Annotated in this window: 17 protein-coding genes; 8 read left to right on the plus strand and 9 right to left on the minus strand. The window is 71.9% G+C overall.

Annotation, left to right across the window (positions count from 1 at the left end):
• Window positions 1–6: 6 nt before the first annotated feature.
• The 7 genes from HUT10_RS11825 to HUT10_RS11855 form a co-directional block, all read right to left on the minus strand.
• Window positions 7–1464, minus strand: a complete 1458-nt coding sequence (locus HUT10_RS11825) for an NAD(P)/FAD-dependent oxidoreductase (protein ID WP_176171238.1) — start codon at window positions 1462–1464, stop codon at window positions 7–9.
• 71 nt (window positions 1465–1535) lie between these two features.
• Entirely contained in the window at window positions 1536–3908 is a 2373-nt protein-coding gene (locus tag HUT10_RS11830) for a polysaccharide lyase 8 family protein (protein ID WP_176171239.1), read from the minus strand.
• A gap of 234 nt (window positions 3909–4142) precedes the next feature.
• Complete coding sequence (locus tag HUT10_RS11835) at window positions 4143–5597, minus strand: aldehyde dehydrogenase (NADP(+)) (RefSeq protein WP_176171240.1); 1455 nt, start codon at window positions 5595–5597, stop codon at window positions 4143–4145.
• A 15-nt stretch (window positions 5598–5612) separates the two neighbouring features.
• On the minus strand, window positions 5613–6740 hold the full coding sequence (locus HUT10_RS11840; protein WP_176171241.1) for a hypothetical protein: 1128 nt from the start codon (window positions 6738–6740) through the stop codon (window positions 5613–5615).
• A 4-nt stretch (window positions 6741–6744) separates the two neighbouring features.
• Window positions 6745–8001: a glucarate dehydratase family protein gene (locus HUT10_RS11845; protein WP_176171242.1), complete on the minus strand. Its 1257-nt coding sequence runs from the start codon at window positions 7999–8001 to the stop codon at window positions 6745–6747.
• Window positions 8001–8936 carry a 5-dehydro-4-deoxyglucarate dehydratase gene (locus tag HUT10_RS11850; protein WP_176171243.1) on the minus strand — a complete coding sequence of 312 codons (936 nt, stop codon included), beginning with the start codon at window positions 8934–8936 and terminating at the stop codon, window positions 8001–8003. Before HUT10_RS11850 ends, HUT10_RS11845 begins: the two co-directional genes overlap by 1 nt.
• 52 nt (window positions 8937–8988) lie before the next feature.
• Complete coding sequence (locus HUT10_RS11855; RefSeq protein WP_176171244.1) at window positions 8989–10497, minus strand: sodium:solute symporter family protein; 1509 nt, start codon at window positions 10495–10497, stop codon at window positions 8989–8991.
• A 152-nt stretch (window positions 10498–10649) separates the two neighbouring features.
• On the opposite strand from HUT10_RS11855, the gene HUT10_RS11860 reads away from it, so the two are divergent.
• The 3 genes from HUT10_RS11860 (at window position 10650) to HUT10_RS11870 (ending at window position 13116) form a co-directional block, all read left to right on the plus strand.
• Window positions 10650–11459 carry an IclR family transcriptional regulator gene (locus HUT10_RS11860; protein WP_176171245.1) on the plus strand — a complete coding sequence of 270 codons (810 nt, stop codon included), beginning with the start codon at window positions 10650–10652 and terminating at the stop codon, window positions 11457–11459.
• 42 nt (window positions 11460–11501) lie between these two features.
• Window positions 11502–12308 (plus strand): NAD(P)-dependent oxidoreductase, encoded by an 807-nt coding sequence (locus HUT10_RS11865; protein WP_176171246.1) that lies wholly within the window; start codon window positions 11502–11504, stop codon window positions 12306–12308.
• A gap of 76 nt (window positions 12309–12384) precedes the next feature.
• Entirely contained in the window at window positions 12385–13116 is a 732-nt protein-coding gene (locus HUT10_RS11870) for a polysaccharide deacetylase family protein (protein ID WP_176171247.1), read from the plus strand.
• Here HUT10_RS11870 and HUT10_RS11875 read toward each other — a convergent pair.
• Window positions 13058–14047: a histidine kinase gene (locus tag HUT10_RS11875; RefSeq protein ID WP_176171248.1), complete on the minus strand. Its 990-nt coding sequence runs from the start codon at window positions 14045–14047 to the stop codon at window positions 13058–13060. The two genes, HUT10_RS11870 and HUT10_RS11875, sit on opposite strands and share 59 nt — an antisense overlap.
• A 23-nt stretch (window positions 14048–14070) precedes the next feature.
• Between HUT10_RS11875 and HUT10_RS11880 the strand changes: the two genes are divergently transcribed.
• On the plus strand, window positions 14071–14649 hold the full coding sequence (locus HUT10_RS11880; RefSeq protein ID WP_176171249.1) for a LuxR C-terminal-related transcriptional regulator: 579 nt from the start codon (window positions 14071–14073) through the stop codon (window positions 14647–14649).
• Window positions 14650–14737: 88 nt separating this feature from the next.
• On the opposite strand, the gene HUT10_RS11885 is transcribed toward HUT10_RS11880, so the two are convergent.
• A complete protein-coding gene (locus HUT10_RS11885; protein ID WP_176171250.1) occupies window positions 14738–15355 on the minus strand; it encodes a TetR/AcrR family transcriptional regulator in 618 nt (205 codons plus the stop codon).
• 56 nt (window positions 15356–15411) lie between these two features.
• Between HUT10_RS11885 and HUT10_RS11890 the strand changes: the two genes are divergently transcribed.
• From HUT10_RS11890 to HUT10_RS11905, 4 genes are all read left to right on the plus strand, one after another.
• Window positions 15412–16032, plus strand: coding sequence for an MSMEG_1061 family FMN-dependent PPOX-type flavoprotein (locus HUT10_RS11890; RefSeq protein WP_176171251.1), 621 nt, complete (start codon window positions 15412–15414; stop codon window positions 16030–16032).
• A gap of 1 nt (window position 16033) precedes the next feature.
• Window positions 16034–16900 carry a PDR/VanB family oxidoreductase gene (locus HUT10_RS11895; RefSeq protein ID WP_176171252.1) on the plus strand — a complete coding sequence of 289 codons (867 nt, stop codon included), beginning with the start codon at window positions 16034–16036 and terminating at the stop codon, window positions 16898–16900.
• Window positions 16900–17694 carry a siderophore-interacting protein gene (locus HUT10_RS11900; RefSeq protein WP_176171253.1) on the plus strand — a complete coding sequence of 265 codons (795 nt, stop codon included), beginning with the start codon at window positions 16900–16902 and terminating at the stop codon, window positions 17692–17694. The genes HUT10_RS11895 and HUT10_RS11900 overlap by 1 nt, the downstream gene beginning before the upstream one ends.
• Before the next feature lie 592 nt (window positions 17695–18286).
• Window positions 18287–19156 (plus strand): helix-turn-helix domain-containing protein, encoded by an 870-nt coding sequence (locus HUT10_RS11905; protein ID WP_176171254.1) that lies wholly within the window; start codon window positions 18287–18289, stop codon window positions 19154–19156.
• Window positions 19157–19182 lie beyond the last annotated feature (26 nt).

Raw genomic sequence — 19182 nt, forward strand, 5'->3', positions numbered from 1 at the left:
CCGAACTCAGCGAGCGGCGCGGCCGAACCGCAGCACGCCGTCGTCGACGCGGGCGAACCGCATGTCCGCCAGGTCGAGCAGGTAGTTCTGCCGCATCATCCACGGCCGTCGGCCGCCCTGCTTCGGCAGGTTCGACGCAGCCCTCTTGATGTACCCCGACTGCAGGTCCACGATCGGCCGCAGCCGGCCCGCGCCCGTCGCCGAGGCCGCGTCCGGCACGCAGAACGCGAACCCGTGCCGGTCCAGGTACGCCAGCAGGCGGCACACGTACTGCGACGCCAGGTCCGCCCGCAGCGTCCACGAGCTGTTCGTGTACCCCACGCACCACGCCAGGTTCGGCACCCCGCCGAACATCGTGCCCTTGTACGTCCGCTGTTCGCCCGGCTCGATCGCCCGCCCGTCGACCGTCAGCGCGATCCCGCCGAAGGCCACCAGCCGCAGGCCGGTCGCCGTCACGATCACGTCCGCCGGCAGTGAACGGCCCGATGCCAGCGCGACGCCGGACGTCGTGAACCGGGCGATCCGGTCGGTCACGATGTCCGCTTTGCCCGACCGCAACGCCCGGAACAGGTCCGCGTCCGGCACCAGGCACAGCCGCTGGTCCCACGGGTCGTACGACGGCACGAAGTGCGGGTCCACCGGGATCGACGCCGGCAACTGCTCGGCCACCCGCTTGCGCAACGCCGAAGCCGCCCGGCCGGGCAGCCGCCGCATCAGCTGGAAGAACAGCGTGCCCATGACCACGTTCTTGCCGCGCACCACCCGGTGCGCGAGCTTCTCCGGCAGCAACGCGCGGATCCGGTCGGCCAGCGCGTCGCGGCCGGGCCGCGCCACGATGTACGACGGCGAGCGCTGCAGCATCGTCACGTGCGAAGCGGCCGAAGCGAGCGCCGGGACCAGCGTCACCGCCGTCGCGCCGCTGCCGACGACCACGACCCGCTTGCCCGCGTAGTCCAGCGCATCCGGCCAGTGCTGCGGGTGCACGATCTCCCCGGCGAACTCCGCGCGGCCCGGGAAGTCGACGACGTGCCCGGACTCGTACGAGTAGTAACCACTGCACAGGTACAAGAACCGGCAGGTGAACGTCGCCCCGTGCGCGGTCGAGACCGTCCACCGGGCCTCCGCGGACGACCACGACGCCGTCGTCACCCGATGCCCGAAGCGGATGTGGCCGGTCACCCCGAAAGCCGAAGCCGTCGACCGGATGTAGCTCAGGATCGACGGCCCGTCCGCGATCGCCTTCGGGTCCTTCCACGGGCGAAACGGATAACCGAGGGTGAACATGTCCGAATCGGACCGGATGCCCGGGTACCGGAACAGGTCCCAGGTACCGCCGATCGTGTCACGCGCTTCCAGCACCGCGTACGTCTTGCCCGGCAGCCGCTCCTGCAGCCGGCAGGCCGCGCCGATGCCGGACAGGCCGGCGCCCACGATCAGGACGTCCACGTGCTCGGCGACAGTCATGTCCGGCAGCGTAACCGAGGTGGGGACCCCGCCGGACCGGGTCGGGGCACCGGCCCGGCGGGGAGGTCCGGTTACACCAGGACGACCTTCGTCGCGCCGAAGGTGCCCTTCAGCGGCACCTCCACGGCCCGGCCGCGCACGGTCACCGTCACGCTGTCCTGCAGCTGCGTCGGATCCGACACCGCGAGCTGCGTCCGCGCGCCGCACCGCCCGAGCGCCACCGACGCCGGGCCCGACACCGCGAGGTCGCCGACCGAGCCGGCCGCGAAGAAGTTCGCCAGCACGGTGCCGCCCGGCACGCGGATCGCCTGCACCCCAGGGGTGTTCGCCAGCACGCGCCACGCCCAGGACGCCGTGAGCGTGTCGATCCACGATGCGCCCGGCAGCACTGCGTACGCGTACTTCGCGTCCGTCGGCTTGACGCCGTGTTCGAGGACCAGCTTCTGGTACCGGCGGGTGTTCGGTGTCGTGGTGCCCTTCGTGTTGGCGCCGGTGTCGATGTCGCGCCAGGCACCCGTGCGGTCTTCGCGCAGCGCCGTCACCGAAGCGTCGTCGAGCAGCACGTACCCGCCGACGTTCTCCAGGTGCGCCCAGCGCGGCCGCCGCAGCGTGGTGGGCCTCCCGAGGTCGGTGGCCACGCGCCGGCCGTCGGCCAGCAGGGTGCCGCGGCCGCCCTCGCCGAGGTTGCGGTTCTCGATCGTCGTGCGCACCGCGTAGCCCGACGTGCCGGTGATCCCGGCGCCGAGGCAGACGATCCCGTCCGGGGTGAAGAACCACGACTTCTTCGCGACCAGCGAGCCGTCCCAGTTCTTGAAGTCGAACGCGCTCGTGCCGTGCCGTGCGTCCCAGCGGACACCGCCGGTGTGCGCGTTCGGGCCGGTCGGTACCCCGCCGAACTTGGGGTCGACCGGGCCGTCGTGCTCGGTCGTGCCGGGCAGCAGCAGCGGGTCGACCGTCGGCCAGTAGGCGTCGGTGTAGTGGCCCTTGGCGTTCGGCAGGAACGTGTAGAGCACGCCGTCGCCGACGTGGTAGCCCTTGAGGTTCTGGCCGTTGATGGCTTCGTAGCGGGAAATCCGCGTCGAGCTGACGCCCAGCGACGCCGACCACCCTTCGGTGACGTGGACCAGCCGGTCCTGCTGGCCGAAGCCGCGGTGGGTCGCCTCGACCCGCGCCGGGCGCGCTCCCGACGCCAGCATGTCCTGCGCGAACTCGATGCCCGGCGTCGCCACCAGGTCCGGGCCGGGCGCGAACCGCTCGGGGTCCGGGATCTTCAGGAACGGCGCGAAATCGCCTTCCTTGATCCACTTCGCGGCCAGGGCGTTCAGGTCGGTCTTCGTCTTGCCCGACGCCGTCCGGGCCAGCACCAGCGTCGCCACGGTGAGCTGGTGGCCGATGTCGTGCCCGGTCTCCCCCTGCCGCGACAGCATCCGCCCGCGCACCGGCTCCATCAGCGCGCCGGCGTAGACGAAGGGCGCGAAGCTGTCCGCGACGAGCGCGTAGATCTTGTCCCTCAACGCCTGTGGGAGCGCGTACTCCGTGCCCTGCGTGACGTGGATGGCGCCGGCGAGCGCGGTCAGCAGCACGATGCCGTAGTGGCCGGGGTACGGGATGGTGTCGTGCTGGATGAACGAGCCGTCGACGTGGAAACCGTCGCCGGCCGCGCGGTCCAGCTTCGCGACGACGCTCGCCGCGCCCCCGCCCGCGACGTCGGTGAGCGCGTCGATGCCGGTTTTGATCCACGCCGTGTCGCCGAGCATCGCGCCCGAAACGATCGAGATGAGCGCCTTGTCCGCGCGGTTGGCGCCGGTTTCGACGACCGACGCGTTGTTCGCGCGCAGGTTCGGGTTCCCGACGAACCGCTTGACCGGCTTGAGGTAGCGGGCCAGCTGCTCGGCGGTCAGCTGGTCGGCGACCACCGACAGCGTGTGCAGCAGGTAGTACGGGATGCCGATTTCGTAGGTGTACCAGTTGCCGATCTCGCCGACGTTCTCGTTGTACTGGCTGGCGTAGATGAGCTCCAGCGCCGACTTGATGCGGTCGAGCACCACCGGGTCACCTGAGAGGGAGCCGCCCGGCGTGCCCCAGTCGACGGCGATCGCCCGCAGCCGCGCGTACATCGAGGTCGTGTAGTCGCTGCCGGGACCGAGCGGCAGGTCCGTCCACAGTGGAGCACCACCGCCGGCCACGGACAGGCTGGCGTTGTAGGCTTTGGCAACCCGCCCGAGGTTGGCCAGCGCGGCGGCGCGTTCCGGCGACGGCCGGTTGATCCCGGTCTGCAGCTGCCGGTAGGCGGCAACGATCGACGCGGTCGCGGCGGGCACCGGGCTCGCTTGCACCGCGGGCACGGCGGCGGGGCTCGCCGCGAAGGACGGGCGGGTCAGGAGCACGGTCGAAGCGGCCGCCAGGGCACCGCCGCGCAGCGCGTTTCTCCGGTTCACGGGCATGACAATGCCTCCCAGAAGACATCTTCGGCTAACGGGGATTCGGGTGTGCGGCGGCGGAGGGTCCCGGCCCGGCGCCTTGCGGGAAAGGCGCCGGGCCGGGTCGGCGCTCCCCGGGGAGCGCCGCTTTCAGCGGGTCAGCGGCTCCGGAAACTGTCGGTGCCGAGCGGTAGAGTGGAACCGGGGGGGCGCCCCCGTGGGCCCGTGGTGCCGGTGGGACCAAAGAGGCCGGTGGGGTTAGCGAGCGCCGTCAGTGCGCCGGGGCAACTGCCACGGGTTGGCCTCCTTCAGCGGTTCCGGCAACAGCGCGTCCGGGAAGCCCTGCCAGGCGATCGGCCGCAGGAACCGCTCGATCGCCGCCGTCCCGACCGAGGTTGTCGTCGGGGCCGTCGTGGCCGGGTACGGGCCGCCGTGCTGCTGGGCCCAGCTCACCGTCACGCCGGTGGGCCAGTCGTTCCACAGCAGCCGGCCGGCGATGCGGGCCAGTGCGGGCAGCACCGGCCGGAGCCAGCCCACATCGGACTCCTCGCCGTGGATCGTGGCGGTGAGCCCCGGTTCGATCACCTCCAGCAGGCGCAGCAGCTCGGCCTGGTCGGCGTACGTCACGATCAGCGACGCCGGCCCGAAGCACTCCTCGTGCACCGTGTCGCCGCCTTCGAGGAACTGCTTGCCCGTCGTCGCCAGCAGCGTCGGGGTGAACGCCGGCGAAGACGAAGGCGACGAAGACACCACCTCGACGCCCGGAACCTCGCGCAATTCGGACAACCGGGCAGAGAACCCAGCCGCGATCCGGTCGTTCAACATCGGCTGGGCGGGCGCCCCGTCCAGAGCCGCCCGCAACACGTCGGTCAAACCGTGGTCTTCCGGCAGGAACAGCAACCCCGGCTTGGTGCAGAACTGGCCCGCCCCGAGGGTGAACGACCCGGCGTACCCCTTGGCCACGGCTTCCCCGCGCGCCGCGATCGCGGCCTCGGTGACCACGACCGGGTTGACGCTGCCCAGCTCGCCGTAGAACGGGATCGGCCGCGGTCGAGCCGCAGCGATGTCGAACAGCGCGCGCCCGCCGGGGATCGAGCCGGTGAAGGACGCCGCCGCGATCCGCGGGTCCTTCAGGGCCGTCACCCCCTCCTCCTGGCCGAAGATCACGTTGAACAGCGCCGCCGGCGCGCCCGCCTTGATCAGCGCCTCGCGCACGATCGAACCGGTCTTCGCGGACAGCTCCGGGTGCCCGGGGTGCGCCTTGAGGACCACCGGGCAGCCCGCGGCCAGCGCGGACGCGGTGTCCCCGCCCGCGACGCTGAACGCGAACGGGAAGTTGCTGGCCGCGAACACCAGCACCGGCCCGATCGCGGTCTTGACGCGGCGGATGTCCGGGCGCGGCCCCATCGGCCACTCCGGGTCGGCGTGGTCGACGGTGGCGCCGAGGTACTCGCCGTCGGAGAGGACCTCGGCGAACAGGCGCAGCTGGAACGTCGTGCGCTTCAGCTCGCCGGCCAGCCGCGGCGACTCGGGCAGGTGCGTCTCGGCGTGCGCCAGCGGGACCAGCTCGCCCGCGGCGGCGTCGAGGGCGTCGGCGACGGCGGTCAGCCAGCCGGCGCGTTCGGCCGGGGTCGACTCGGCGGCCGGACCGGCGGCTTCGGCGGCTCCCGCCAGGATCTTCTCGAGCGTGGCGGCGTCAGTGGCCTGGCTCATGGGTGGAACAGCTCCTCAGTTCTCATGGGCGGCGGCGGTGGCCGTTTCCAGGTCGGGCCAGCGACCCGGCCCGGCCAGGCCGAGGTGGTACAGGTGCAGCTCGGCGGCGCCCGCCTTGGCCAGCTCGCCGACGTAACCGGCGATGTCCGGCACCGGCGTGGCGGCCACCGCCGTGATGTAGCTCCCGATCGCCACGCGTTCGGGCAGGGCCTCCCGGGCCGCCGCGACGGCCTCGGCGCCCGTGGCGGGAGCCCACCCGAACAATACGACCGCGTCGACGTCGTCCGCGGCGGACGGCGTCAGCCCCGGCAGCGCGCCGGTGACCCACGGGTCGAGCGCGCCGTGCAGCACGATCCGGGTGCCCGGCGGCAGCGTGGCCAAAACCGCGGCCCGCAGCGCGTCGGTCGCCTGCTGCCGGCCCCGCAGCAGCATCTGCGTCGACGACGGCGGCAACCGGTCGCCGGTGATCCCCAGATCACCGGTGGCGATCAGCCGCCGGACCTCTTCGACGAGCTGGGCCCGCACCGTGTCCGCATCGGTGTCCCAGGCGGCGGCGCAGGCGTCGCAGCAGCAGATCGACAGCAGCCGGGCCACGGCCGGTGCCCACACGCCGTCGGTCTTCTCGTGCTGGTGCTGGTGCACCGCGCCGAGCGGACCGCAGGCTTCGAGGATCACCGACGACAGCTCGAGCCCGGCGACGGAATTCGCGACCACGGCCGCGGCGTACTCGCGCACGGCGGGCTGCGAAGGGCACAGCGCCCACGGGTAACTCTCGCCGAAGCAGTTGCGCACCACGACTTCCGGGTGCTCGTAGCCGAGCCGGGAGTTGTGGGTCAGCACGATCCAGGCGGCGGCCGGGATCCCGGCCTCGTTCAGCAGCCGGACGGCGTCACCCCCGGAATCTTCCGGGGAAACCCAGTCCGGAGTGGACGGACGCAGCGCGCCCCAGCCGTCGGCCACCGGCCGGTAGAACGCCGCGTGCCGCGCCACGACCGCCGTCCGGGACGGCGACCACGGCGTCGCCGCGCGAGCGCTGTGGTACGACAGCGCCACGGCCACCTCGTCGACGCCGAGCGCCTGAACCCGCGGAACGAACCCGTCGTCCAGGACGTCCCAGGGGTAGGCGTATCCCGTCACCTTCACCGGCTCACCACCTCGCCGTGTTCGGCTGGAAGTCCGGGACGTACTTGCGCATGTAGGTCACGTCGTCCCGTTTGGTCAGTCCACATCGGACGTAGTTCTCGTGCAGGCGGGCCAGCGCGTCCTCGTCGAGGGTGATCCCCAGCCCCGGGGTGGCCGGCACCGCGACGGCGCCGTCGCGGAACGCCAGCACACCCGGTTCGATGACGTCCTCGACCTTCCACGGCCAGTGCGTGTCGCAGGCGTAGGTCAGGTGCGGCGTGGCCGCGGCGACCTGCACCATGGCGGCCAGGCTGATCCCGAGGTGGCTGTTGGAGTGCATCGACAGGCCGACGCCGAAGCTCTCACAGGTCACCGACAACGACTGCGTGGCCCGCAGCCCGCCCCAGAAGTGGTGGTCCGACAGCAGCACGCCGATCGCGCGCGCCCGGAAGCCCGGCTCGATGTCGCCGAAGTTGACCACGCACATGTTGGTGGCCAGCGGCATCGACGCCTCCGCCGCCACCTGGGCCATCCCGTCGATGCCCGGCGTCGGGTCTTCCAGGTACTCCAGGACGCCGTCGAGCTCGCCGGCCACCCGGATGCCGGTTTCGACCGTCCACGCGCCGTTCGGGTCGATCCGCAGCGGGTGCCCGGGGAACGCTTCGGCCAGCGCGCGGATCCCGTCGACCTCCTGCTCGGGCTCGTAGACGCCGCCCTTGAGCTTGATCGAGCGGAAGCCGTACTCGTCGATCATCCGCTTCGCCGAGCCGACCAGCGTCTCGGGCGTGGTGATCTCGCCCCAGGAGTCCTCGCGGCCGTCGATGTGCTTGCCGTACTTATAGAACAGGTACGCCGAGAACTCGACAGCGTCGCGTGCCTTGCCGCCGAGCAGGTCGGTCACCGGACGGCCGAGGAAGTGACCCTGCGCGTCCAGGCAGGCGACCTCGAACAGCGAGTACACGCTCGCGATCGTCTTGCGGATGGAGAAGCCGCCGATCAGGCCGTGCGCGTCGGTCAGCACGGTGTCCGAGAGCGCCTCCGCGACCAGCCGCTGCAGGCCGGGCAGGTCGAACACGTCGTGGCCGCGCAGCCGCGGCAGCACCTTGCGCACCTCGCCGAGGAAGGCGTCGTCGCCGTAGGACTCGCCGAGCCCGACGATCCCGTCCTCGCACTTGACCTGCACGACGCTGCGCAGCGCGAACGGCTCGTGCACGCCCATGACGTTGAGCAGCGGCGGGTCCGCGAACGCGACCGGGGTCAGCACCACGTCGAGGATCTGCATCAGCCGAGCCCCTTCAGCGTCACGAAGCCGTCCTCCACGATCTTCTCCAGCCGGCGGACCTGCTCCGGCGTCGGCTCGACCAGCGGCGGCCGGACCGGGCCGACCTTGTCGCCGCGCAGCCGCGCGGCCGCCTTGACCAGCGAGACGGCGAAGCCGGACGTCTCGTCCCGCAGCGCCACCAGCGGCAGGTAGAAGCCGGTGAGCAGGGCGTCCATCACCCGCGTGTCGCCCTCGCCGAGCGCGCGGTGGAAGCGGTGCGCGATCTCCGGGGCGAAGCAGTGCACGGCCGAGGAGTACCGGGCGACGCCGATCGCGGCGTACGCCTTGGCCGAGACCTCCGCGGTCGGCAACCCGTTGAAGAACAGGAAGTTCCGCGCCCGCTCGGTGTCCAGCGACCGGATCGTGGTGACGATCCGGGTCATGCACTCGACGTCGCCGTAGCCGTCCTTGAGGCCCACCACCGACGGGATGTCCAGCAGCGAAGCCGCGGCCGGCGCGGTGAACACGCCGGTGCCGCGGTGGTAGACGATGACCGGCACGGACGAGTCGCCGACCGCGTAGCGGACGAAGTCGACCAGGCCCGCCGACGGCCCGGTGACCAGGTACGGCGGCAGCAGCAGGACGCCGTCCGCCCCGCCCTCCTGCGCCGCCGCGATGCCGGCCCGTGCCGAGGCCGCGCCACCCCCGGCACCCACCCAGACCGGGACGCGGCCGTCGGCCACCTCCCGGGCCCGGGTGAGCACCGAGGTGACCTCGGCGGGCGAGAGCGAGCTGAACTCGCCGGTGCCGCACGCGACGAACAGCGCACCGGCGCCCGCCGCGATGTGGCTCTCCACGTTCTCCGCGAGCGCGTCGAGGTTGACCTCGAGGTCCTCGGTGAACGGGGTGAGGGGGAACGCCAGCAGGCCGTCCAGCTCGATCTCGTTCTGTGCCATGTGTTTTCTGCTCTCTCGTCCTTATATCGGTTCGGCCGGGTGAGGCCTCTCGTCAGGCGGGCACGGTCGTGCCTTCCTGCTTCCGGCCGACGGCGTCGTCGGCGGTGTTCACGGTGTCGACGATCTCATCGGCGGCCGCGCTGCGCTCGGGAGCGAGCAGCCCGAGGCCGACGTAGAGCGCGAGCGAAACCAGGATCGGCGTCGCGACGAGCACCGTCTGGTTCGCCTTGAAGACGTAGTACACCAGCGCGTAGTCGATCAGGCCGCCCGCCCAGGAGATCAGCGCGGCGCGCGGGCCGCACTTGCGGAACCACGGCAGCATGCCCAGCAGCAACGGGATCGAGATCGGGCCCATCAGCGCGGCGACCCAGTTGACGACGATCTGCAGCACACCGCCGAGGTTCTGCGCCTGGGTGGCCACGAGCATGGTCAGCGCGACGAACACGACCGTGGTGATCCGCGCCGCCTTGAGGCCCTGGGTGTCGGTCCACTGCCGGGCGCGGCGGAACATCGCCGGGATCATGTCACGGGTGATGACCGCGGAGATCGCGTTGGCGTCGGAGGAGACCATCGCCATGGTGTGCGAGAAGATCCCGGCCAGCACCAGGCCGATCAGTCCCGGCGGGAGGAACGTCGTGGTCATGATCGCGTAGGACTGAGTCGGGTCCTTGATGCCGGGGATGAGCAGCGGCGCCGCGAACATCGGGAACATCAGCACCAGCGGCCACAACAGGTACAGCGCCGAGGACAGCCGCGCGCCGCGCTTGGCCTCGTGGGTGTTCGGCGCGGCCATGTACCGCTGCGCCAGGTTCCACATGCCTCCGTTGTACTCCAGCGTCTTCACCAGCACGTAGACGAGCAGGAAGATGGTGGTGTACTTGGACGTCACCGGGTTGACGTGCCCTTCGGGCAGCTTGTCCCACATCGTCCAGAGCGCGGAGATCCCGCCCAGCTTGCCGAGGACGACGACGATCATCACGATCGCGGCGATGGCCTGGATGACGAACTGGCCGAAGTCGGTGAGCGCGTCGGCCCACAGTCCGCCGATGGTGCAGTAGACCAGGGTGACCGCGCCGGTGATGAGGATGCCGAGGTTGTAGTCGAGGCCGGCGAAGACGTGCAGCAGCGTCGCGACGGCGAACCACTTGGCCGCGATGTCGAAGATCTTCAGCAGGCTGCCGCTCCAGGCGAGCGCCTGCTGCGTCGGCACGTTGTAGCGCTTGGCCAGGTACTCCAGCGGCGAGGCGACGCCGAGCTTCGAGCGCAACCGGTTCCAGCGGGCGGCGAACAGCCAGCTGCCGATGCCCACGCCGATGCCGATGCTGGCGAAGCCCCAGAAGTACACGGTGACGCCGCTGGTGTACGCGACGCCCGCGTACGCGACGAACAGCACGGCGCTGTAGCCGGACATGTGGTGCGAGATGCCGGCCAGCCACCAGGGCATCCGGCCGCCCGCCGTGAAGAAGTCCTTCACGTCGCTGACCCGTTTGTGCGACCACCAGCCGATCACGATCATCAGCGCGAAGTACGCGCAGATCATCGTCCAGTCGAGTGCGTGCACCGCAGGCTCCCTTCCGCGTCCACGTCGATGTGGGTCACTGTTCACATCTATGAACGGAGTCTGTTATAGTGATTATGTTCATCCATAAGAACGTTGTTCGGGACGCTAATATGGCCGGGGTCACAAGTCAACGGCCGGACGGAGGCACACAAATGCCGCAGAAGGTGGACAACCCGGCGGTGCCCGACGGGGCCCCCGCCGAGTCCTCGGGCGTCAAGTCCGCGCGCCGGGCCGTCGACCTCATCGAGACGTTCGCGGCGAACGACGTCTGGCTGTCCCTGTCGGACCTGCACGCGCGCACCGGCTTCCCCCGCTCGTCCCTGCACGGCCTGCTGCGCACCCTCCTGGAGGCGGGCTGGCTGGAGGCGGACGCGAACACCGCCCGCTACCGCCTCGGTGTCCGGGCGCTGATCTGCGGCACGGCGTACCTGGACCGTGACGCGGTGGTCCCGTTCGCCACCGAAGCCCTGGAGCGGATCCGGGAGAAGACGGGCTTCACCGCGCACTTCGCGCGCCGCAACGGCACCGAGGTCGTCTACCTGGAAACGCGCGAGTCCCAGCGGTCGACGCACCTGGTCTCCCGCGTCGGGCGCACGCTGCCGGCGCACGCGACAGCGCTGGGCAAGGCGCTGCTGGCCGAGCTGACGCACGACGAGATCGAGGCGCTGATGCCGGCCACGCTGACCGCACTCACCCCGAACACGATCACCACCCTCGAGGGCCTGCACGCCGAGTGCGCGGCCACGCGCGAGCGCGGGTACGCGGCGGAGATCGAGGAGGGCACGCTCGGCGTCCGGTGCGTCGCCGCGGTGATCCCGTACCGCATCCCGGGCACCGACGCGATCAGCTGCTCGATGCCCATCGCCCAGGTGAGTGACGACGACGCCCGCCGCGTCGGCGAACTGCTCGCCGAAACCACCGCCGAGCTCGGCCAGCAGCTGCGCCGGGCCGGGATCCGTTAATCACCACAGTCCGCCGCCATTCCTGGTTGGGAGAGAAAATCCATGACGGACCAGCGCGTGCTCATCACCGGGTCGGCGGGTGTCGTCGGCACCCTGATGCGCCCCCGCCTGAGGCGCGAAGGCCGGGTGCTGCGCCTGCTCGACGTGGCTCCGCAGACCGCGTCCGACGCTGCGGAAGAGATCGTGACGGCCTCGGTGACCGACCCGGAGGCGATGGCGGCCGCGTGCGAAGGCGTGGACGCAGTGATCCACCTGGGCGGCCACAGCCGCGAGAACACGTGGGAAGCGACCCTGGACGTCAACATCAACGGGACGCAGACGGTCCTGGCGGCCGCGCAGGCCGCCGGGATCCCCAGGGTGATCCTGGCTTCGAGCAACCACGCGGTGGGCTTCCGCAGGGTGGACGAGGACCTCCCGGCGGACTCATCCCCCCGCCCGGACACGTACTACGGAGTGTCGAAGGCGGCGATCGAGGCACTGGGAAGCCTGTACCACTCCCGCTACGGCATGGACGTGATCGTCATCCGCATCGGCTCGTGCTTCGAGACCCCGTTGCCCCTGGGGCCCCGCGGCCTGACCACCTGGCTCTCCCCCGACGACGGCGCCCGCCTGTTCGAGGCCTGCCTTGCGGCACCGAACCCGGGCTACCGCCTGATCTGGGGCGTATCGGACAACACGCGCCGGATCTATTCGCTGGAGGAGGCGGAGGCCCTGGGCTACAAGTCCCTGGACGACGCCGAGGTGTACGCGGAGCAGCTGGCAGGCAAGCCCGCCCCGGCAGGACCGGCGGCCGAGTACGTGGGCGGCCCGTTCTGCACGGCCCCACTGGGCGTATACAACCCGCTCTGACGGTTCCGGGAAGCCGCGGAGGTACTAGTACCTTCGCGGCTTCCGCCGTTCCCCGGTCCTCGCCAGGGTGACCGCCATGATCTTGAAATCCCGCCGCGCCCGGAAGTGGACGATCGCCGTCGCGAGCGCGCTGGTCGTCGCCGTCGCCGGGGCCTACACCCTGCTCCAGGTGGCGAAGTCGCCCAGCTTCCAGTTCTTCGGCACGATCGTGGACCGCGTCGACACCGCCGAGAAGGTCGTCGCCCTCACCTTCGACGACGGCCCCGACCCAGCCGGAACCCGGACCATCCTCGACACCCTCGAAACCCACCAGGTACCGGCAACGTTCTTCCTCATCGGCCACGAGATGGCGGCCCACCCCGACCTGGCCCACGCCATAGCCGCAGCAGGCCACGAAATCGGCAACCACAGCTTCAGCCACGATCGCATGATCGGCGTGACCCCGGCCTGGGTCGCCGACGAGGTCGAAGCCACCGACGCCCTCATCCGCGCCGCCGGCTACCCCGGCGAGATCTTCTTCCGTCCCCCGAACGGCAAAAAGCTCTTCGCCCTCCCGCACTACCTGGCCGAACACCACCGCACGACCATCACCTGGGACGTCGCCCCGGACTCCGACGGAATCCCCGACACGGCGACCGTCGAGCGCACCGTCCTCGACCAGGTCCGCCCGGGCTCGATCGTGGTGCTGCACGCCATGTACGCCTCCCGCGAGCAGAGCCGCGAGGCGATCGACCCGATCCTGGACCAGCTCAAGCAGCGCGGCTACCGGTTCGTGACCGTGTCCCAGCTGCTGGCAGCTCGACACTGACGACCCACTCGCCGTCCCGCTGCCCGTGGCTCAGCGCACCGCCGGCCGCCGCGGTCTGCTCCGCGAGCCCGGCCAGCCCGTGACCACCGCCTTCGCGGGCCGTCCCCTTGAGCGTGTTCCGCGCGGTGATCCGCACCCGGTCCCCGGATTCGACGGACAGGCGCAGCCGGACACCGGGACCGTTGTGCCGCAACGCGTTCACCGCCGTCTCCGCGACGAACCGCTCGGCCAGCTCCCGCACCGGGCGCGGCAGCGCGGGCAGCACCGGATCGCGGTCGAGCACCAGTCCCGCGGTGCGGAGGCGGGCCAGCACCTCGGCGAGGTCGGGGGTCCGCTCGGTGTCGTCACGCAGGTCGTCCAGCGTGCGGCGGACGAGGGTGAGCGCACCCCGGCCGGCGGCCAGCAGGGTGTCGAGGCGTTCGCGGTCGGCTTGGGTGAGGTCGCCGACCGCGCGCAGCGTCTCGGCCTGCACCAGCATGACGGCGGTGGTCTGGGCGAGCGTGTCGTGCAGCCGCCGGGCCGCCCGCTCGGCCCGCTCGGCGAGCGCCCGGCGGCGTTCGGCCCCGAGCAGCCAGGCGACGGCGGAGATGGTGACGGCGAGGACGGTCCCGTCGAGCGGCCCCTTCGCCGGGAAGACGGCGGCCCCGACCATTAGCGCCGAAGCCACGGCGAGCCACCGCTGCGGCGTGCTGTAGAGGGCGAGCAGCACGGGCACGTACATCGTGTTGCGCGGCTGGTCGAGCAGCAGGTGGCCGGCGGACGCGAGGGTCACCACGGCGAGCACGAGAGCCGGCGCACGACGGGCCCACAGCAGCGGGACGAGCTGAACCGCGCTGAGCCCGGCGGCGAGCCACCCCTGCTGCGGCGTCCACGCCCCGCTGGCGAAGAACACCAGGGCGACCGCCGCCGTCGTGACGAGAGACTGACGCATGGGCCGACAGTAGAGTGCCGGACATGATCCGGGTGCAGGTCGTCGACGACCACGCGCTGGTGCGCGAAGGCATCGCCCTGGTCCTGGGCGCGCAGCCGGACCTCGAAGTGGTCGCGCAGTACGGTTCGGGGCCGGAACTGCTCGCGTCGCAGGTACCGGCGGACGTGGTCCTGCTCGACCTGTACCTGCCCGGGATGGACGGCCTCGATGTCCTGCGCCGGCTCGGTCCGTCGGCGCCTCGGGTCCTGATGCTGACGACGGTCGGACGGCCGCGGGAGATCCGCGAAGCGCTCGGTTCGGGCGCGGCGGGGTTCGTGCTCAAGGACTCGTCCGGCGACGAACTCGCGGCCGCCGTCCGGGCCGCCCACCAGGGCGTGACGGCCCTGAGCCCGGCGGCGGCGTCCGCGCTGAGCGGCGGCGGTGCGCTGACCCCGCGCGAGCGTGACGTGCTGGAGCTACTGGGCGAGGGACTGTCCAATCGCGACATAGCGGCCCGGCTGCGCCTGGCGGAGCGGACGGTGAAGGTGCACGTGGGCAACGTCCTGGCCAAGCTGGGCGTGACAAGCCGCACCCAGGCGGCACTGGTGGCACGGGACCGCTGAGTGGACTGGCTGCCGTCTGGAGGTCGGGTACGCCGACCCGGCTGGACCGCGACCGACCACAACGTCTTCCACGACGGACAGCGGCCGTTCACCCCTTGACGTACCGGGTCAGCATCGCGACCATCTCGTCCTCCAGCCGTTCGGCGTCGATCGGGTCGGGTTCGGCCAGCAGGTCGTGGACCGCCAGCTCGACCGTCGCGATCACCAGGCGGGCCGCCGTCTCGACGTCCGTGACGCGGACCTCCGGGTGGCTCTCCAGCAGGGCGCGGGTGTAGCCGACCATCTCCTGCTTCACCCCGCCGATCCGCTCCAGCAGCTCGTTCGACCGTGGCGCCTGCTCCAGCAGCATGCGCAGGAGGTGGGGGTCGTCGCGGTGGGCTTCGACGGCGAGCCGGACGAACACGCGGAAGATCTCTTCGATCGACTCCGGCAGCGGACCGGTCAGGACCTTCGCCGCGGCCGCCGTGCCGCCGTCGAGGTGGCGGGTCAGCAGCTCGGCGAGGATCGCGTCCTTGTTCGGGAAGTACTGGTACAGCGAGCCGATGGAGATGCCGGCGTGCTCGGCGATGCGGTTGGTGGTGCCCGCCGCGTAGCCGTGGTCGGCGAAAACGTGAGCAGCCGCGGTCAGGATCCGCTGCCGGGTCAGCTCGGCGCGGACCTGGCGCGGCTGTTTACGTGGCTGGATGCGGCGCTGGTCCGGCGTCACGGATCCCTCCCGGAAAGCGAGTAGTCAAGACCTGAGTATTTGCTCATAATTGTGCCATGACCAGCACAAACACGCTGCCCCACGTCTCCGGGGCCGAGGTGCGGGCCCGGCTGGGCGAGCCGGAGGCGATGATCAAGGCCAAGATCGGCGACCGCATCGACCCCCACGCCCGCCGCTTCATCGCGCACTCGCCGTTCCTGACGCTGGCGACCGCCGACGCCGCGGGCCGCGCCGACTGCTCGCCCCGCGGCGACTACCCCGGCTTCGTCAAGGTCCTCGACGAGCACACCCTGGCCCTGCCCGACCGGCCCGGCAACAAGATCGCCGACTCCTTCCGCAACATCGCCGAAAACGACGGCGTCGGCCTGCTGTTCTTCGTCCCCGGTATGCGGGAAACCCTGCGCGTCAACGGAAGCGCGTACGTCACCGACGAGCCGGACGTGCTCGCCCGGATGCGCACCGAGGCCAAGGCACCGATGCTGGCGATCGTCGTCGACGTCGCCGAGGTGTACTTCCACTGCGGCCGCGCGCTGATCCGGTCGCGCCTGTGGGACCCGGCGAGCCAGGCGCTGGCCGCGGAACTGCCGTCGCCCGGCGAGATCGCCGCCGAAAAGATGAACATCGACCCGGCGCTGCTCGACCGGCTCCTCGAAGACGGCTACCGGAAGCTGTACTGACATGCAGAAGACGATCCTGGAGCGCATCGAACGCGTCACCGACGACGTCGTTTCCCTGGTGCTGCGCGGCGACGAAGGCCCGCTGGCCCCGTGGGAGCCGGGTGCGCACATCGACCTGGAACTGCCGAACTGGCTGACGCGGCAGTACTCGCTGTGCGGCGATCCCGCCGACCTCTCGGCCTACCGCATCGCGGTCCGCCACGACCCGCTGAGCCGCGGCGGCTCGGAGTACGTCCACCTGTTTCTGCAGCCGGGCCGGACGCTGCCGGTCTCGTTGCCCCGCAACCACTTCCCGCTGCGGCCGGCGGCGGAGTACCTGTTCGTGGCGGGCGGGATCGGGATCACGCCGATCGTGCCGATGCTGCGGGCCGCCGTCGCCTCCGGCGCCGCGGTGACGCTGGCCTACGCGGGCCGTCCGTTCGCCGCGGAACTGGCCGCCGAGTACGGGGAACGCGTGCGGCTCGGCCGTCCGGACCTCGTGGCGCTGGCCGAGGAGTTCCCCTCGGCGGAGGTGTACTGCTGCGGCCCGGCGTCGATGCTGGACGCGGCCGAGGCGGCGTTCCCGCGCGTGCACACCGAGCGGTTCGAGCCGGTGCGGCGGACGTTCGGCCCGGACACGCCGTTCGAAGTCGGGTGCGCCCGCTCCGGCGGCACGATCCAGGTCCCGGCGGACGAGTCGCTGCTGGACGCGCTGAACCACGCGGGACGGCCGGTGCCGTCGGCGTGCCGGGAAGGGGTGTGCGGCAGCTGCGAGGTGGGGGTCGTCGACGGCGAGCCCGAGCACCGCGACGACATCGGCGCGGCGGCGGGCCGGATGTACCCGTGCGTGTCGCGCGCGCTCTCGCCGCGGCTGGTGCTGGACGTCTGATGATCCCGAAGGTGCGCCGCCCCCGGACGCGGCGGATGATCACCCTGGAGGTGCGCGCGAACACCGCGCCCAGCCCGGCGTTCCGCACGGTCACCCTCGGCGGTCCCGGGCTGGCGGAGTTCGAGCCGGCCGGCGACGACCAGGCGGTGCGGCTGTTCTTCCCGCGCACGGGCCAGGACCGGCTCCGGATGCCGACGCTGGACAACGAGGGCTGGATGGCCGAGCTGCTGGTGATGCCGAAGTCCCGCCGCCCGTGGGTCCGCAACTACACGATCCGCCGCGCCCGCCCCGGCGAGATCGACATCGAGTTCGCCCTCCACGACGGCGACGCCCCGGCGGCCGAGTGGGCCCGCCGGGCCCGCCCGGGCGACCCGGCAGGCGTGTTCGACCTCGGCGTGAGCTACCTGCCGCCGCCCGGGGTGCCCTGGCAGCTGCTGGCCGGGGACGAGAGCGCGCTGCCGGCGATCCTGGCGATCCTCGAGAACGCGGCGGACGACCTGGTGGCCGAGGTGTTCCTGGAGGTGCCGTCGGCGGCGGACGTCCGGGAGGTCGAAGCGCCGCCCGGGGTGCGGGTGCACTGGCTGCCGCGCCCGGAGCCCGGCCGCCCGGGCGCGCTGGCCCTGGCGACGATCCGGGAGGCTGGTTTGCCGTCCGGTCCCGGGTACGCGTGGGTGGCCGGGGAGGCGGCGCTGGCGACCGGCGTGCGCCGTCACCTGGTGCGTGATCGCGGCTGGCCGAAGGCGGACATCGCGTTCCTGGGCTACTGGCGCCACGGCCGCGCGGCGCCCGGCTGAGCCACCTGCCGCGCCCGAGCCAAGCTGTCACGACAAGCCGCCCGGCGCGGGGTATCAGCTCCCGGCGACGGAAACGGTCGGGTCGCGTACCTGGAGAGTCGGCCCGCGTACCTGGCGGGTCGGCTCGCGTACCTGGCGGGTCGCTTCGGCCACCTCGGCGGGCGGTTCTTGAGCCGACCCCTCCGGTGCGCCAGCCGACCCTTCCGGTGCGCCAGCCGACCCTTCCGGTACGCCAGCCGACTCCCCCGGTACGCCGATCGACCCTTCCGGTACGCGAGCTGACCGCTTTCGAGCGGACCTGGGGAGTCCGGGATGCTCCGTTCGCAGCGGACGGCGACCGTGCCTTCGACCAGCGTGGCCCGCTTCGAGCGACCGGAATTGTCGGTGCCCTCCGGTAGCGTGGAAAACGGGGGGCGCCCCCGCGGCGGGGTGCTCGACGCGGCAACAAGCGCCGACCGGGCCGGGCAACCGGAGCCCTCGGAGCAGGGGCACCACGGCGGCCAGGTGCGAGGGTGAACGCCCGGTTCGCAAGTCCGGGCGACCAGCTCAGGGCGGGTACCATCGCGAGCAGCCTCGACGTCGAGGAGGCACCGTGGGCGAACTCGGGCTGGCCGACACCAACGGCATCCTCGCGCTGCCCTGGGTCCGCCCGGACCGGACCAGCGCCGGCCTCGGCTGGGATCGCGTCTACCTCTCGCGGCAGCGGGAACGCCCCTACCGCGCGGAGTTCGGCGCGGCGCGCAGCCACCAGCTGATCCTGCACCTCGACGGCCCGGTGACCGTCCGGCGCGGGGTCGGGACCGCCCGCGAACAGAGCAGGCGGATGCCCGTCGGCGGGTTGTTCCTGCAGCCGTCGCACGCGGAGCTGTCGGTCGAGCTCGGCGGTGAACTCGACACCGTGCACGTCTACGTCGACGACGCCGCCGTCCAGGAGGCCGCCGGGGCGCCCGTCCGGCTCGCCGAAGAGCTCGGCAGCCGTGATCCGCTGCTCGAACAGCTCGTGCTCGGCCTCGACGGCGTCGTCCGCGACTGGGAGCCCGCGGCCCGGACCTACGCCGACCAGCTCGGCGCGCTCGTCGCCGCCCAGCTCGCGCGCCACCACCGCGCCGGGCACGTCCCCGAGCCCGAACCGGCCCGCGGCCTCTCCGACCGCCAGTTCGCGCGGGTCCGCGACCTGATGGCCGACCGGCTCGCCGAGCCGGTGCCGCTGGCCGACCTGGCCGCGCTCGCCGGGCTGAGCGTCAGCCAGTTCTCGCGCCGGTTCAAGGCGCGCACCGGCCTGCCGCCGCACCGGTACCTGCTGCAGCTGCGCGTCGAACAGGCCGGGCTGCTGCTGCGCACCGGCGACGACCCGATCGCCGAGATCGCCGTCCGCTGCGGGTTCTCCCACCAGGAACACCTCACGCGGGTGCTGCGCGCCCAGCTCGGCACCACTCCGGCAGCGCTGCGCCGCAACGGCTGACTGTCTTTCGGGGGTCCGGGTGGCGG

The sequence above is a fragment of the Amycolatopsis sp. Hca4 genome (assembly GCF_013364075.1).
Taxonomy (GTDB): Bacteria; Actinomycetota; Actinomycetes; order Mycobacteriales; family Pseudonocardiaceae; genus Amycolatopsis.

Excerpts from the sequence above, each read along its gene's own strand:
- HUT10_RS11850 (WP_176171243.1), bottom strand. The coding sequence starts at position 8,936 with ATGGCACAGAACGAGATCGAGCTGGACGGCCTGCTGGCGTTCCCCCTC.
- HUT10_RS11835 (WP_176171240.1), bottom strand. The coding sequence starts at position 5,597 with ATGAGCCAGGCCACTGACGCCGCCACGCTCGAGAAGATCCTGGCGGGA.
- HUT10_RS11875 (WP_176171248.1), bottom strand. The coding sequence starts at position 14,047 with ATGCGTCAGTCTCTCGTCACGACGGCGGCGGTCGCCCTGGTGTTCTTC.
- HUT10_RS11895 (WP_176171252.1), top strand. The coding sequence starts at position 16,034 with ATGCAGAAGACGATCCTGGAGCGCATCGAACGCGTCACCGACGACGTC.
- HUT10_RS11860 (WP_176171245.1), top strand. The coding sequence starts at position 10,650 with ATGCCGCAGAAGGTGGACAACCCGGCGGTGCCCGACGGGGCCCCCGCC.
- HUT10_RS11830 (WP_176171239.1), bottom strand. The coding sequence starts at position 3,908 with ATGCCCGTGAACCGGAGAAACGCGCTGCGCGGCGGTGCCCTGGCGGCC.
- HUT10_RS11890 (WP_176171251.1), top strand. The coding sequence starts at position 15,412 with ATGACCAGCACAAACACGCTGCCCCACGTCTCCGGGGCCGAGGTGCGG.
- HUT10_RS11900 (WP_176171253.1), top strand. The coding sequence starts at position 16,900 with ATGATCCCGAAGGTGCGCCGCCCCCGGACGCGGCGGATGATCACCCTG.
- HUT10_RS11865 (WP_176171246.1), top strand. The coding sequence starts at position 11,502 with ATGACGGACCAGCGCGTGCTCATCACCGGGTCGGCGGGTGTCGTCGGC.
- HUT10_RS11825 (WP_176171238.1), bottom strand. The coding sequence starts at position 1,464 with ATGACTGTCGCCGAGCACGTGGACGTCCTGATCGTGGGCGCCGGCCTG.
- HUT10_RS11870 (WP_176171247.1), top strand. The coding sequence starts at position 12,385 with ATGATCTTGAAATCCCGCCGCGCCCGGAAGTGGACGATCGCCGTCGCG.
- HUT10_RS11880 (WP_176171249.1), top strand. The coding sequence starts at position 14,071 with ATGATCCGGGTGCAGGTCGTCGACGACCACGCGCTGGTGCGCGAAGGC.
- HUT10_RS11845 (WP_176171242.1), bottom strand. The coding sequence starts at position 8,001 with ATGCAGATCCTCGACGTGGTGCTGACCCCGGTCGCGTTCGCGGACCCG.